Annotated in this window: 12 protein-coding genes; 8 read left to right on the forward strand and 4 right to left on the reverse strand. The window is 72.2% G+C overall.

Annotated features, from left to right (window positions below):
* Both OG788_RS11715 and OG788_RS11720 read left to right on the forward strand, forming a co-directional pair.
* Complete coding sequence (locus OG788_RS11715; protein ID WP_356748854.1) at positions 1 to 750, forward strand: GntR family transcriptional regulator; 750 nt, start codon at positions 1 to 3, stop codon at positions 748 to 750.
* Positions 751 to 791: 41 nt separating this feature from the next.
* Positions 792 to 2,006, forward strand: coding sequence for a type ISP restriction/modification enzyme (locus tag OG788_RS11720; RefSeq protein ID WP_406370561.1), 1,215 nt, complete (start codon positions 792 to 794; stop codon positions 2,004 to 2,006).
* Between the two features lie 89 nt (positions 2,007 to 2,095).
* Here the strand turns inward: OG788_RS11720 and OG788_RS11725 are convergent, their stop codons facing one another.
* Positions 2,096 to 2,809: a TetR/AcrR family transcriptional regulator C-terminal domain-containing protein gene (locus OG788_RS11725; RefSeq protein WP_406370563.1), complete on the reverse strand. Its 714-nt coding sequence runs from the start codon at positions 2,807 to 2,809 to the stop codon at positions 2,096 to 2,098.
* 63 nt (positions 2,810 to 2,872) lie between these two features.
* Between OG788_RS11725 and OG788_RS11730 the strand changes: the two genes are divergently transcribed.
* From OG788_RS11730 to OG788_RS11740, 3 genes are all read left to right on the forward strand, one after another.
* The gene (locus tag OG788_RS11730; RefSeq protein WP_406370564.1) at positions 2,873 to 3,829 is read left to right on the forward strand and encodes an ATP-binding cassette domain-containing protein; all 957 of its coding nucleotides are present in this window, start codon (positions 2,873 to 2,875) and stop codon (positions 3,827 to 3,829) included.
* Complete coding sequence (locus OG788_RS11735) at positions 3,826 to 4,608, forward strand: ABC transporter permease (protein WP_406370565.1); 783 nt, start codon at positions 3,826 to 3,828, stop codon at positions 4,606 to 4,608. The genes OG788_RS11730 and OG788_RS11735 overlap by 4 nt, the downstream gene beginning before the upstream one ends.
* Positions 4,609 to 4,864: 256 nt before the next feature.
* Complete coding sequence (locus OG788_RS11740; protein WP_406370567.1) at positions 4,865 to 6,061, forward strand: CaiB/BaiF CoA transferase family protein; 1,197 nt, start codon at positions 4,865 to 4,867, stop codon at positions 6,059 to 6,061.
* 159 nt (positions 6,062 to 6,220) lie between these two features.
* Here the strand turns inward: OG788_RS11740 and OG788_RS11745 are convergent, their stop codons facing one another.
* From OG788_RS11745 to OG788_RS11755, 3 genes are all read right to left on the reverse strand, one after another.
* Positions 6,221 to 6,490 carry a hypothetical protein gene (locus OG788_RS11745; RefSeq protein ID WP_266756988.1) on the reverse strand — a complete coding sequence of 90 codons (270 nt, stop codon included), beginning with the start codon at positions 6,488 to 6,490 and terminating at the stop codon, positions 6,221 to 6,223.
* Between the two features lie 115 nt (positions 6,491 to 6,605).
* Positions 6,606 to 7,391, reverse strand: coding sequence for an anti-sigma factor domain-containing protein (locus OG788_RS11750; protein ID WP_406370568.1), 786 nt, complete (start codon positions 7,389 to 7,391; stop codon positions 6,606 to 6,608).
* Between the two features lie 55 nt (positions 7,392 to 7,446).
* On the reverse strand, positions 7,447 to 7,989 hold the full coding sequence (locus OG788_RS11755; protein WP_351549406.1) for a sigma-70 family RNA polymerase sigma factor: 543 nt from the start codon (positions 7,987 to 7,989) through the stop codon (positions 7,447 to 7,449).
* A 307-nt stretch (positions 7,990 to 8,296) separates the two neighbouring features.
* Between OG788_RS11755 and OG788_RS11760 the strand changes: the two genes are divergently transcribed.
* The 3 genes from OG788_RS11760 (at position 8,297) to OG788_RS11770 (ending at position 13,517) form a co-directional block, all read left to right on the forward strand.
* Positions 8,297 to 9,838, forward strand: coding sequence for a DUF4331 domain-containing protein (locus OG788_RS11760; protein WP_406370570.1), 1,542 nt, complete (start codon positions 8,297 to 8,299; stop codon positions 9,836 to 9,838).
* 110 nt (positions 9,839 to 9,948) lie between these two features.
* Positions 9,949 to 11,637 (forward strand): tetratricopeptide repeat protein, encoded by a 1,689-nt coding sequence (locus tag OG788_RS11765; protein ID WP_406370572.1) that lies wholly within the window; start codon positions 9,949 to 9,951, stop codon positions 11,635 to 11,637.
* Positions 11,634 to 13,517: a sulfite exporter TauE/SafE family protein gene (locus OG788_RS11770; RefSeq protein ID WP_406370574.1), complete on the forward strand. Its 1,884-nt coding sequence runs from the start codon at positions 11,634 to 11,636 to the stop codon at positions 13,515 to 13,517. Before OG788_RS11765 ends, OG788_RS11770 begins: the two co-directional genes overlap by 4 nt.
* Positions 13,518 to 13,542: the final 25 nt, after the last annotated feature.

Genomic DNA, 13,542 nt, shown 5'->3' on the forward strand with positions numbered 1-13,542 from the left:
GTGACCTCCTTCGCTCCGGACTCGATCGTCCTGAACCGCAAGCTGCCGCTCTGGTATCAGGTGTCGCAGTCCCTGCGCGCCTCGATACTCGGCCGCTCCCCCCAGGACCCGCTGCGCCTGCCGACCGAGGAGCAGCTCGCCGGGCACTACGGGGTGAGCGTGCTGACCATGCGGCAGGCGCTCAAGGAGCTGGAGGTCGAGGGGCTCATCACCCGGCACCGCCGCCGGGGCACGTTCATCGAGCCGAGTGCGCAGCGGGGCGCGCCCGTGCGGCTGCTCGGCTCGGTGGACGCGATCGTGGCCCAGCAGTCCGGCATGACGACCGAACTGCTGGACCAGGGGAAGGCGCCCGTATCGGGTGAACTGGCGGAGTTCTTCCCGGATGTCGACGAAGTGGCGACGTACCACCGGCTGCGCAGCGACGAGACGACGGGCGAGCCGACGAATCACGCGCGCAACTACCTCCGCCCGGAGCTGGCCGAGCGCATCGACCGGGACGATCTGATCCGCTGGCCGATGACCAAGGTGCTGCGGGACGTGCTCGAAGTCGGCATCAGCCGGATCACGGACACCGTGGAGGCCCGGCTCGCGGACCCGGAGACGGCGCGCCTGCTCCAGGTGCCGCTGCTCAGCCCGATCCTGCGCTATACGGGCATCATCTACGGCCAGGACGGGCGGGCGCTGGACGTGGCGGTCATCCACTACCGGGGCGACCGCTTCTCGTTCACGGTCACCCTCGACGCCCACTGACGATGCCGTACGGGGACGGCGCGCGGCGCCCACGTCGTACGATGCCGAGCGTGACGCCCGACGCCGCTCCGCTGCTCGCGGACCTCATGCCGTGGTCCGTCGCACCGCCGAGGCTGGGGCGGGGGTGGCCGACGGCACCGGACGCGGCATCCCTGAAGGCGCGCTGGGACGCGCTCGTGCGGGCCGAAGGGGCCGACCGCGAGGCACTGTTCGAGCCGACGCGGGCGCGCACGACGCACTCAGCGGTCGCCCAGCTGCCGGGCCAGTCCAGCGGGACGGGCCGCCTCGCGCGTGTGTCGGACCCCTGCCCGGACCCGGTTCGCGTGCTGTGCGCCCCCTTCGACGAGCAGTGGCTGATTCCCGATCACCGGCTGATCGACGCCGCCCGCCCCGAGTTGTGGCGGGTGGCGGGCGCGGGTCAGGTGTTCGCGGTGGAGCAGACCACGGCGCCCGAAGCGGCGGGGCCGGTTCTGCTGGCCACGTCCGTGCTGCCGCTGAGCGCCGGCCGCGGCGGCCGGGTGCGTCCCCTCTTCCGGCGCCCCGGCGGCCGTGAACCGAACCTGGCACCCGGCCTGTTGGAGCACCTCGGTACCCGTCTCGGCCACTCCCCCGCCCCCGTGGACGTCCTCGCCTGGACGATGGCGGTCGCGCGGCACGGCCGGGACGGCTGCACGGTCCCGCTCACCGCCGACCCCGAAGTGTGGTCGTACGGCGTCGAGTTGGGCCGACGGATGCTGTGGCTGATGTGCCGCGACGGCGAGCGCCCCAAACTCCCCGGCGGCCGTCGCCCGTACGTCCGCGCGCCCCTGACCACCCTCGCCCAGGGGTCCCGCCCGGCCCAGGGGCCCCTCCTCGCGGACCCGTACTACGACCGCGCCGAGGAGTCCCTGCACCTCGGCGAGGGCAGGATCTCGCCCGTGCCGCCCGAGGCCTGGGACTTCGAGGTCGGAGGCGTGCGGGTCCTCGAGCAGTGGTTCGCGGCCAGGACCGGGGGGTTCGAGCCTGGCACCCTGGAGGCGATCGGCCCCGCCGGCTGGCCGCAGGCCTGGACGTCCGAACTCCTCGAACTCATCACAGTCCTCGCGCTGCTCGCGGAACTACGGCCTCAGCGGGACGAGTTGGAGCAGCGGGCACCGATCACCCGGGCCGAACTGCGCACGGCCGGCGTACTCCCGGTACCGGACACCGCCCGGCGCCCGGCCTCGGTGCTCGACCACCACGAAGAGGGCCCGGAGGGCCAGTTCGCGCTGATCTAGCCGGCCTGTCCGATCCAGCCGGCCCAGGGGCACAGCCGCGTCGGCCCTGACCGTCACCACGGACAGACCGCTTCCGGCCGGGCCGCGCCCTACTCTTTCGGCTCGAAGGCGTCCAGCACTCGGCTCAGCGCCCGCGCGAACACCGCCTCCAGGTCGATCGGACCGGCGTCCTCCATGAAGGCGGCGGCCATCCGCGGATACGCGCCGGACGCCACCTGGCTGCCCAGGTAGGCGATCCGGGCCGCGTTCTCCTGATCCTCGGACCAGGGCAGCGAGCGCGTCCGCTCGACGGTGGCCAGCTCATTGCCGACGTACGTCGTCACCACACCGTTGAGCATCGCGATCAGCTCCATCTTGGTCCCGTACGGCACCTCGAGCGGATCGAGGCAGGCCAGACAGTGCTCCAGGTAGCGCAGGGCGTTGGGGCTGAAGCCGTAGACCGGGGACATCAGGCGCGGCAGCCAGGGATGGCGGTGCATGAGGGCGCGGGTCTGGTGGGCGATGCGGAGCATGTCGGCGCGCCAGTCGCCGGAAGGCTCCCGGATGTCGTGCTCGCCGCTGATGCCGTCGACCATCAGCTCGTACAGGTCCTCCTTGCGCGGCACGTAGTTGTACAGCGACATCGTGCCGCAGCCGAGTTCGGCGGCCACGTGCCGCATCGAGACCGCGTCCAGTCCCTCCGCGTCCGCGATCCGCACCGCGGCGGCCGCGATGTCCGCGCGCCGGAAAGCCGGCCGCGGACCACGGCCCGCTCGCTCGGGACGGGCCCAGATCACTTCGGGTACGGCGTTGCGCCCTGCCATTGGTCGATCACCTCGCGACCATCCTAGTTACGTACAGCGTACGTAGTGCGCTATGGTCACCCCATGACTACTACGTACGCTGTACTTAGTGAGGGTCTGGAAAAACACTTCGGAGCTGTCCACGCCCTGCGCGGGCTCGATCTGGCGGTGGCCCAGGGCACGGTCTGCGGGGTGCTCGGGCCGAACGGCGCGGGCAAGACCACGGCCGTACGCCTGCTGGCCACGCTGCTGCGACCCGACGCCGGGTCCGCGCGGGTCGCCGGGTACGACGTCGTGCGGGAGGCCTCGGCCGTACGGAGGAGCATCGGGGTCACCGGGCAGTACGCCTCGGTGGACGGCGATCTCACCGGACGGCAGAACCTGCGGCTGTTCGCGCGGTTGCACCGGATGCGGGACGCCGGCGCACGGGCCGCCGAACTGCTGGACCGCTTCGGGCTGACCGAGGCCGCGGACCGGCCGGCCTCCACCTACTCGGGCGGCATGAGGCGCCGGCTCGACCTGGCGGCGAGTCTGATCCGGCGGCCCGCCGTGCTGTTCCTCGACGAGCCCACCACCGGGCTCGACCCGGCGAGCCGCAACGGGATCCGCGACGCCGTACGCGCCCTGAAGGACGACGGCACGACCGTGGTGCTGACCACGCAGTATCTGGAGGAGGCCGACCAACTGGCCGACGACATCGCGCTGATGGACCGGGGCAGGGTCGCCCACACCGGCTCGCCCGCCGAACTCAAGGCACTCATCGGCGCGTACGCACAGGCAGTGGTCGCCCACCCGGACGCGCTGGCCGACGCGGCCGCCGTCCTCGACCGGCTCACCGGCAACGAGCCCGCACTGGACGCCGCGCGCGGCACGGTCGGGGCCGTCACCTCGGATCCGACCCTGACGCTCCCCCGTCTCGTCCGTGAACTCGACGCGGCGGGAGTGCCGTTGCTCGACGTGACCCTGCGGCAACCGACCCTCGACGACGTCTTCCTCCGGCTGACCGGAGAGCCGGCCGACGTCAAGGAGCCCGTGGCATGAGCACACTGGCGTACGACGGCGGCGCGATGCTCGGCCGCCAGCTGCGGCGCGTGCGGAACAGCCCGGGTCTCACGGTCCTCACCCAGACCATGCCGATCACGATGCTGCTCTTCTTCGGGTACGTCTTCGGCAGCGCCCTCGCGATGCCGGGACCGCAGTACCGGTCCTTTCTCGTACCGGGGCTGCTGGTGGCGACCGCGGCCAACGGGGTCATGACGGGGATGTTCCAGGCGGCCCAGGACACGCACCGCGGTGTGGCGGACCGCTTCCGCACCCTGCCGATGAGCCGGGCGGCCGTGCCACTGGGCCAGGCGGTCGCGGATCTGCTCGTGACGGCCGCGGGAACCGTGCCGTTCCTGCTCGTCGCACTCGCGGTGGGCTGGCGCGTGGAGGGCTCACCACTCCACGCGGCGGGCGCCCTCGCGCTGCTGCTGCTCTTCCGGTTCGCGGCCACCTGGGTCGGGATCTTCCTCGGACTGCTCTCCCGGAGCGAGGAGGCGGCGGGCCAGCTGGGCAGTGCGACGTTCATGCTGCCGCTGCTGTCCAACGCGTACATCCCGACGGACAACCTGCCGGGGCCGGTGCGCACGCTCGCGGAGTGGAACCCGCTCAGCGCGGTGACCACAGCCCTGCGCGAGCTGTTCGGGAACGCCCCGGTGCCCGGCGGTTCCGCCTGGCCGGTGGCCCATCCGGTCGCCGGGTCGCTGGCCTGGTGCGGTGCGCTGCTCGTCGTGTTCCTGCCGCTCGCCGTCCACCGGTACGCGACCGGGGAACGGTGAGCGGCGGGGGACGGTGAGCGGCGGGGGACGGTGAGCGGCGGGGGACGGTGAATCGCCGGGGACGGTGAACGGTTGGGGACGGCGAGCGGCCGGGGACGGTGAATCGCGAGGGACGGTGAACGGTTGGGGACGGTGAGCGGCCGGGGGCGGTGACGGCGCGACCTCCCGTGGGCGATGGGGCACACCGGCCTCACAGAACCGCCCCGTCAGCGTCCGCGCATGACAAAGGTGGTGGCGAGGAGCCATGATCCACCGCATGCAGCCACAGCCACTCCCCCTCGAAGGCATCACCGTCGTCGCCGTCGAACAAGCCGTCGCCGCGCCCTTCGCCACCCGCCAGCTCGCCGATCTCGGCGCCCGGGTCGTCAAGGTCGAGCGGATCGACGGCGGGGACTTCGCCCGTGGCTACGACACCGCGGCCGCGGGCCTGGCCTCGCATTTCGTCTGGTGCAACCGGGGCAAGGAGTCCGTCGCCCTCGACCTGAAGGACCCGCGCGGACTGGATGTCGTGCGCCGGCTCGTCGCGGACGCGGACGTGTTCGTGCAGAACCTCGCCCAGGGGGCGGCGGCCCGGCTGGGCCTGGACGCGGTGACCCTGTGCGCCGAGCATCCGCGGCTGATCGCCGTGGACATCTCGGGGTACGGGGCGTCCGGGCCGTACGCCGGGAAACGCGCCTACGACATGCTCGTGCAGTGCGAGGCGGGGCTCGTGTCGGTGACGGGGACGCCGGAGCAGCCGGTGAAGGCGGGCATCCCGGCCGCGGACATCGCCGCGGCCATGTACGCCTTCTCGGGAGTCCTCGCGGCCCTGGTGCGGCGCGGCACGACCGGCCGCGGGGGCCCGGTGGAGGTGTCCATGCTGGACGCGCTCGCGGAGTGGATGGGGCATCCGCTGCACCACGCGATGCACGGCGGGACACCGCCGACGCGCACCGGCCTCGCGCATGCCGTCATCGTTCCCTACGACGTCTATTCGACGGCGGACGGCGGGCACGTGCTGTTGTCGGTGCAGAACGACCGGGAGTGGCGGCGGCTCGCCCAACAACTTCTGGGACGGCCCGACTTGGCGGATGATCCGGAGTTCGCGACGAACCCGGCGCGGGTGGCGAACCGGGAGCGCGTGGACACGCTGGTGACGAAGGCGCTGGGCGTGCTCGGCGCCGACGAGGCGGTGACCCGCCTGGAGGCCGCGGGCATCGCGTGCGCGCGGCTGCGGGATGTCCGGGAGGTGGCGGAGCATCCGCAGCTGGCGGCCAGGAACCGGTGGCGGGAGGTGGGGTCACCGGTCGGACCGCTGCGGGCGCTGCTGCCTCCGATCACGCTGCCGGGCGGGGAGGAGGCACGGATGGGAGCCGTCCCGCGGCTCGGCGAGCACACGGGGGTGGTGTTGCGGGCGCTGGGCATGACGGACGCGGACGTCGCCGAGCTGCGGCGGGACGGAGTGGTGCGCTGAGCCCTGCGGCTCAGCGCCATGTGGTGACCCGCGCTCCGGCCGTGGTGACCACCGGGCGCCGCTGCTCGCCGTGGGGATGACGGACGCGGAGAGGCAGCGTCGCGCCGGGGCGGTGGGCCGCCGGAGCGCGGGTCGGGGAACGCCGGTACCGGCGGCCGATCAGTGGCCGCCGAACAGCGAACGACGCAGCCGCCTGAGCGGCGCGAAGAGCGAGACCCGCCGCACGCGCGCACCCATGGAGCCGCTGTCGTGCGCGGTGTCACGCGCCGTGAGCTCACGCATCAGTGACGTCGCCTCGACCGTCTCGCGCTGCGGTATGGCAGGGCCACCCAGCACCGCGAGATGACGGTCGAGGCGCGAACTGGTCGCGCTGCTCCCGCACGTGATCGCAGGGACACGAGCCCTGCTGCTCACTGTTATCTGTTCCATGTCACTCCCCACCCGTACAAGTCCACCCGGCCCGGGCAGACTAACCCTATCGCCCCCTCGTGGCGCTCGTGTATCTCGGACACAGGATTCACCTTCCCCGTAAGGGGGTTGACGATTACTCTCCGAATCCAACCGTTTCCAGGGCGAGTTGGACAACCGGCTGACTGGTGGGCCGCACTGACCCTCCGTGAGGTTCGACGGTCACTGCGAGTGACGTCGCGTTCGTGTTCAGCCCGTCGGCGACGAGGGGCGTGTCGCCCTCGAACAGGCCGAGGGAACGCGGTTTCTCGTTGGGGCGCATGAGCCACAGCTGATGGACGCGCCCACCCGCGGGGGTGCCGAGTCCGCTCACCGTCACGACGGCGCGCCGCTCCGATGCGGAGGCCACAACTCCGATTCCGCGTCCCCGTGCGTCCCGTTCACCGGTCGCCCGGGCGTCGGGCGCCGCGAGAACGTGGGCGATCTCACGTGCCTGCGCACGCTCCCGGTCCAGTTCGTCCCGAGCCTGTGTCGCCTGCACGGCGAACAGGGAGGCGACGACGAGCGCCGCGGCGGCCGTGGTGGTGGCGAGCGGGGCGAACAGCGGGCGGAATCGGGGGGCACGCGCCCGCGCGGGCTGATGGGCGGGCCGCGCGCGGGGCTCCCGGGCGGCCGGTTCCTGCGGTGTCGTCCGTACGGCGGTCAGCACCCGCTCCCGAAGGGCGGCCGGCGGGGACGCCGTCGTGGACCAGGCGAGCCGTACCGCGTCCTCGGTCAGCGCACGCACCTCCTCGGCACAGCGTTCACAGCCCTTCAGATGACGTTCGAATCGGCGCCGCTCGTCGCTTTCCAGCGCGTCGAGGGCGTAGGGGGCGGCGAGGGAGTGCAGATCGCGGCCCAGCAGTCGGTCGAGGACGCTCATGGGGCACCCCCCTCTCTTCCGTGGCGGTCATGGCCGGACAGGCAGTCGAGGACGTTCACGCGACTCCTCCCAGGCATTCACGCAGGCGGGTGAGCCCGTCGCGCATACGGGTCTTGACGGTGCCGAGGGGCAGGGAGAGCCGCTCGGCGACTTCACGGTAGGTGTAGCCGTCGTAGTAGGCGAGGGTGACGGACTGGCGTTGCAGGGCGGTGAGCCGGTCGAGGCAGCGGCGGACCCACTCGCGTTCCAGCCCGGCCTCCACCTCCTCGGCGACCTGGTCGAAAGCGGGGCGGTGGCTGCGCTGCCCCTCGCGCTGCTCGCGCTCGGTGGCCGCGCGGGCGCTGCGCACCCGGTCGACGGCCCGGCGGTGCGCGAGGGTGAGGATCCACGACAGGGCGCTGCCGCGTCCGGGGTCGAACCGCGCCGCGGAGCGCCAGAGTTCGAGCAGCACCTCCTGCGACACCTCCTCCGACTGTGCGGGGTCCCGCACCACGCGGCGCACCAGTCCGAACACCGGCCCGGACACCAGTCCGTACAGCTCCTCGAACGCCTTCTGGTCGCCTCCGGCCACCAGCACCAGTAGTTCGTCAGCCTCCACCCGTCCCCCTCTCCGGCCGTGCACGGCCCGTCCTTTCCCCTACGTCTTCGCAGCGAACGTGTCTACGGATGGGTTACGGATCAGCGAGCCGAAAACGCGAGTCCGGCGCCGACCAGTTGGCGGGGCCGGCGCCCGGCGGATCGCGGGGCCGGCACGCGGCGAATCGCGGGTCCGTCGAGAAGAAACCGGCTCACCGATGAAACAAGCCGAGAGAACCGCCGTAAACACGTTTGGGATTCGACCAATCCACCCCGGCGACCGCTCCGAATGGCGTGCGTCAGGCAAGTTGGACATGAGGACGGACGGCATGACACCTATCTCCAGGAGCGGCGTGGGACGCAGGACGCTCACGACCCTCGTATGTGGTGCGCTGGCCGCCGGGGGGCTCGCAGCCGCCGGCGTGACCACGCTGGTACCGGGGGCGGCCTCCGCCTCCAGCCACCGGGAGGCCCCGCTGATCTCGGGCACTCCCCAGTACGACAACACGGACGTGTACGCGTTCGTCAGCCCGGACAAGCCCGACACGACGACGATCGTGGCGAACTGGATTCCCTTCGAGGAGCCCGCCGGCGGCCCGAACTTCTACACGTTCGCCGACGACGCCCAGTACGACATCCACATCGACAACGACGGTGACGCCCAGGGCGAGTTGGTGTACCGCTACACCTTCAAGACGCACCGCAAGAACGGCGACACGTTCCTCTACAACACGGGCGCGGTCACCAGCCTCGACGACCCCGACCTGAACATCACGCAGACGTACGACATCGATCTGCTGCGCCTGCACAACCAGAAGCTGGTGTCGCGGACCAAGGTCGCGGACGACGTCCCGGTCGCCCCGTCGAACGTCGGCAAGGCGTCGATGCCGGACTACGGCAAGCTGCGCGACCAGGCGGTGTACAAGCTCGCGGGCGGCTCGAAGACCTTCGCCGGCCAGGCGGACGACCCGTTCTTCCTGGACCTGCGCGTCTTCGACCTGCTGTACGGCGGGAACCTGACCGAGGTCGGCCGGGACACCCTCAAGGGCTACAACGTCAACTCCATAGCCCTGCAGGTCCCGAACGACATGATCCGCGAGTCGTCCGGACAGCCGGTCGTCGGCATCTGGTCCACCACGCAGCGCAGGGACGCCCGCGGCAACTACACGCAGGTCTCCCGGCTCGGCATGCCGCTGGTCAACGAGGTCGTCAACCCGCAGAAGGACAAGGACAAGTTCAACGCGTCCGCGCCCTGGAACGACGGTCAGTTCCTGAAGAACGTGACCAACCCGGAGCTGCCGAAGCTCATCGAGGGGATCTACAAGATCAAGGCTCCGGCCGAGCCCCGCACCGACCTGGTCGACGTGTTCCTGAAGGGCGTGAAGGGCCTCAACCAGCCCCCCCACGTGCGTCCGGCGGAGGAACTGCGCCTGAACACCTCGATCAAGCCGGCCATGCACCCCAAGCGGCTCGGTGTGCTCGACGGCGACAACGCGGGCTTCCCGAACGGACGCCGGCTCACCGACGACGTGATCGACGCCTCGCTGCAGGTGGTCGAGGGTGAACTGGTCGGTTCCAAGAACGACTTGGGCGACGCGGTCGACAAGAACGACAAGAAGTTCGAGAAGTACTTCCCGTACGTGGCCAAGCCGACCTCGGGCTCGCGCGGCGCGCTGGCCAAGGGCACGACCAGCGGGACCGATGTCCGCAGCCAGCTCGGCGACGCGCTGCAGCCCGCCGGGACGACCTCCGGCGGCGGGACCGACACCGTGCTGATCGCGGGCTCCGCCGCGGCGGGCGCCGCCGGCATCCTGCTCATCGGCACCGGTCTGCTGTGGTGGCGCCGACGGATGTACAACCGGGCCTACTGACCCGGCTCACCGACTGGCGCGGCCCGCACGCAGCACACCCCCCACCGTGCGGGCCGCGCCGCCCCCACCCCCCACGACGACCGTTCCGCCAAGGACTTTGAGGAGAGGGCATGTCCCCGCGTACGAACGACAACGCGACGCCGGACGCCGAGAAGGCCACGCCCGACGAGAGCACCGTGGGGGCCATGCCCGCCGAGAACACCGCGGAAGCGACACCCACCGGGGACACGGCGGACGCCGAGGTCACCACGCCGGTGCGCGACGAGAACACCGCGGAAACGACACCAGCCGGGGACACGGCGGAAGCGACACCCGTTCAGGACAGTGCGGAAGCGACACCCGCCGAGAACAGGGCGGAAGCCGCGTCCGACGACAGGACCCCGACAGCCGACTCCGGCGAGGACACCGCGGACGTCGCGGAGGCGCCCGATGAACGGGTGGTCGCCGTGCGCCGGCTGTCGGCGTCGCAGCCTCGCTGGCGGACGGCTCAACTCAGCTTCTGCGCCGCCGCCTTGGCCGTCGCCATGACCGCCGGCGCGGTGGTGCTCGGGGCCCTGCGGGACGGCGGAACGACACCCGCCGTCGCGACCGTGTCCAACGGCGTGTCACCGCAGTTGCTCGCGAGCGGCGATCTCGACGCGAGCATCGCGTCCCTCCAGGCCCATCTCCGCACCCAGCCCAAGGACTTCGGCGGCTGGTCGACACTCGGCCTCGCCTATGTGGAACAGGCCCGCACCAAGGGCGACCCCTCCCGCTACCCGCAGGCGCAGCAGGCTCTCGACCGCTCTCTGAAGCTGCGCCCCGACTACGACCCCGCACTCGCCGGACGCGCCGCGCTCGCCGCCGCCCGGCACGACTTCACCGGCGCCCTGAAGTACGCGGACCTCGCACTGGAACAGAACCCCTACAGCGAGCGCGCCCTCTCCTCACGGATCGACGCGCTCGTCGAACTCGGCCGCTACGACGAGGCGTCGAAGGCGGCCGACCTGGCCGACTCCCGGCGCCCGGGCGTCCCCGTCTTCACCCGGTACGCCTACGTCCACGAGCTGCGCGGCGACGTGAAGACCGCCCGCCGGGTGCTGCGCCAGGCGCTCGCCACGGCGACCAGCCGTGGCGACATCTCGTACGTGGCCACCGCGCTCGGCCAACTGGCCTGGAGCCAGGGCGAGTACGACTCCGCCCTCACCTACTTCGCCCGGGCGCTCGCCGCCGACGACGGCTATCTCCCCGCCCTCGAGGGCCGGGCCCGCACGCAGGCCGCGCAGGGAGACCGCGCTGCGGCCATCAAGGGGATGGAGCAGGTCGTGCAGCGCTACCCCCTTCCGCAACCTCTCGTCGAACTGGGCGAGTTGTACGAGGCCCGCGGGAAGGCGGGCGACGCGCAGAAGGCCCGCGACCAGTACACGCTGGTGAACGCCTGGGTCTCCCTCGCCCGCGCCAACGGCGTCGACGCCGACCTCGACACCGCGCTGGCCGCCGCCGACCACGGTGACCGCACGGCCGCGCTGAAGGCGGCCCGCGACGAGTGGGCCCGCCGGCACACCGTGCACACCGCGGACGCGCTCGCCTGGGCGCTGCACGTGTCGGGCCGCGACGCGGAGGCCCTGCCGTACGCCCGCAGGGCCACGGCGACGGGCTACCGCAACGCGTCCTTCCTCTACCACCTCGGCGTCATCGAGCAGGCAACCGGCCACACCGGCAAGGCGCGCACCGCGCTGAGGTCGGCCCTGGACCTGAACCCGGGCTTCTCACCGCTGGGCGCCCGCGAAGCCCGTACGGCACTGGAGGCCGCGCAGTGAGGGCACCTCGATTCCTCGCCGTCTGCGGAACGATCCTGACCGCGGCCTGCGCGCTCGTGCTGGTCCCCTCGGGGCAGGCGAGCGCGCATCCACTCGGCAACTTCACCGTCAACCGGTACGACGGACTGGTCGTCGCCCCCGGGCAGTTGCGCGTCGACCACGTCGAGGACCTGGCGGAGATCCCCGCCACCCAGGCCAAGCCCGACATCGACAAGCTCGGGATGGCCGACTGGGCCCGGCAGCGGTGCGAGAGCGCGGCGAGCGGCAGCAAGGTGACCGTCGGCGGGCACAGGGTGGCGCTCACCACCGGGGCGAGCCACGCACGCGTGCGGCCGGGACAGGCGGGGCTCAGCACCCTGCGCGTGGAGTGCCGGCTGACGGCGACCCTGCCCAGGAACGACACGGTCACCGTGGGCTTCCACAGCGCGGGCGCCGACCGGGGCCCCGGCTGGCGCGAGATCACCGCTCGTGGCGACCGGACGACGCTCACCTCCTCGGACGTACCGGCGAAGTCGGTGTCGGCGGAGCTGACCCGGTATCCCAAGGCGCTGCTCTCCTCGCCGGCCGACACCGCCACGGCTTCGCTGCGGGTCCGCCCCGGCGGACCCGCCCTCGTCGAGGAACGGCCCGACGCCCCGGCCGCCTCCGTGCTCCCGCGCGGCGCCGACCGCTGGACCGAGGCCCTGAACAATCTGGTGGCCCGCCACGACCTCACCTTCGGCTTCGCCGCGCTGGCCCTGGTCATCGCCGTCGCCCTGGGTGCGATGCACGCGCTCGCGCCGGGCCACGGCAAGACCCTGATGGCCGCGACCGCGGCGGCGCGCGGGGGCCGGGCCCGGATGAAGGACGTGCTGCCCCTGGCCGCCTCCGTGACGGTCACCCACACCCTCGGAGTCGTCGCACTCGGCCTCCTGGTGACGGCGGGCTCGGCGGCGGCCCCCTCCGTGATCGCCTGGCTGGGTGTGGCGAGCGGTGTCCTGGTGACCCTGGCGGGCGCCACTCTCCTGCGCCGGGCATGGCGCAACCGGCCCCGCACGGCCGGGCACACGCACGACCACCACGACCGGGACCACGGACATGCGCACGGCACGGGCCACACGCACGACCACTCCGACGAGCCCGCTCACGGGCACGACCACGCACACGAGCACGGCCAGGACCGGACCCCGGCCCACGACCACGACCACGACCACGGGCCGGATCACCCGCACGACCACGAACACACGCCAGCCCACCGGCACTCGCACGACCATGACCACGCTCACGAACACGCTCACGACGACGAGCACACGGGGGTGCCGCACCGGCACGCCGACCGCTCCGTACGCCCCCTGGTACTGGCTCACTCCACCGCGTCGGTGACGACGAGCGCGCCCACCACCACCGCACCCCAGCCCCACACCCACACCCACCCGCACCCGCACCCACACCCGCACCCACACCCACACGACCACGCTCGCCCCGCGGGCAACACCCCCCGCTCGCGCACCCTCGAACACACCCACGGCGGCTTCACGCACACCCACGAGATCGCCCCCACCCTCCGTGGGACGATCCTGCTCGGCTTCGCCGGTGGGCTGGTCCCCAGTCCGTCGGCGGTCGTGGTGCTCGTGGGCGCCGCGGCCCTCGGACAGGCCTGGTTCGGCCTCCTTCTCGTTCTCGCGTACGGCGTCGGGCTCGCCCTGACGCTGACGGCGGCCGGGTTCGCCGTCGTCAAACTCGGCGGCGGGATGACCCGGGCCCTGGCCAGGCGTCCCCGGTGGGCCGAGGGGCGCCTCGTCCTCCTGGTCCGCAGGACCGCACCCCTGGGATCGGCGTTGATCGTCGTAGCCCTCGGGGCCGGATTGGTGTTCAAGGGGGCGGCATCCGTACTCGGTTGAGCTACTTTTGGGGAGAAATCGCGCG

This window comes from Streptomyces sp. NBC_00647 (genome assembly GCF_045207245.1).
Taxonomy (GTDB): Bacteria; Actinomycetota; Actinomycetes; order Streptomycetales; family Streptomycetaceae; genus Streptomyces.

Coding starts and splice junctions, on each gene's coding strand:
- OG788_RS11750 (WP_406370568.1), bottom strand. CDS start 7,391: ATGAGCGTCCTCGACCGACTGCTGGGCCGCGATCTGCACTCCCTCGCC.
- OG788_RS11725 (WP_406370563.1), bottom strand. CDS start 2,809: ATGGCAGGGCGCAACGCCGTACCCGAAGTGATCTGGGCCCGTCCCGAG.
- OG788_RS11735 (WP_406370565.1), top strand. CDS start 3,826: ATGAGCACACTGGCGTACGACGGCGGCGCGATGCTCGGCCGCCAGCTG.
- OG788_RS11740 (WP_406370567.1), top strand. CDS start 4,865: ATGCAGCCACAGCCACTCCCCCTCGAAGGCATCACCGTCGTCGCCGTC.
- OG788_RS11745 (WP_266756988.1), bottom strand. CDS start 6,490: ATGGAACAGATAACAGTGAGCAGCAGGGCTCGTGTCCCTGCGATCACG.
- OG788_RS11760 (WP_406370570.1), top strand. CDS start 8,297: ATGACACCTATCTCCAGGAGCGGCGTGGGACGCAGGACGCTCACGACC.
- OG788_RS11765 (WP_406370572.1), top strand. CDS start 9,949: ATGTCCCCGCGTACGAACGACAACGCGACGCCGGACGCCGAGAAGGCC.
- OG788_RS11720 (WP_406370561.1), top strand. CDS start 792: ATGCCGAGCGTGACGCCCGACGCCGCTCCGCTGCTCGCGGACCTCATG.
- OG788_RS11730 (WP_406370564.1), top strand. CDS start 2,873: ATGACTACTACGTACGCTGTACTTAGTGAGGGTCTGGAAAAACACTTC.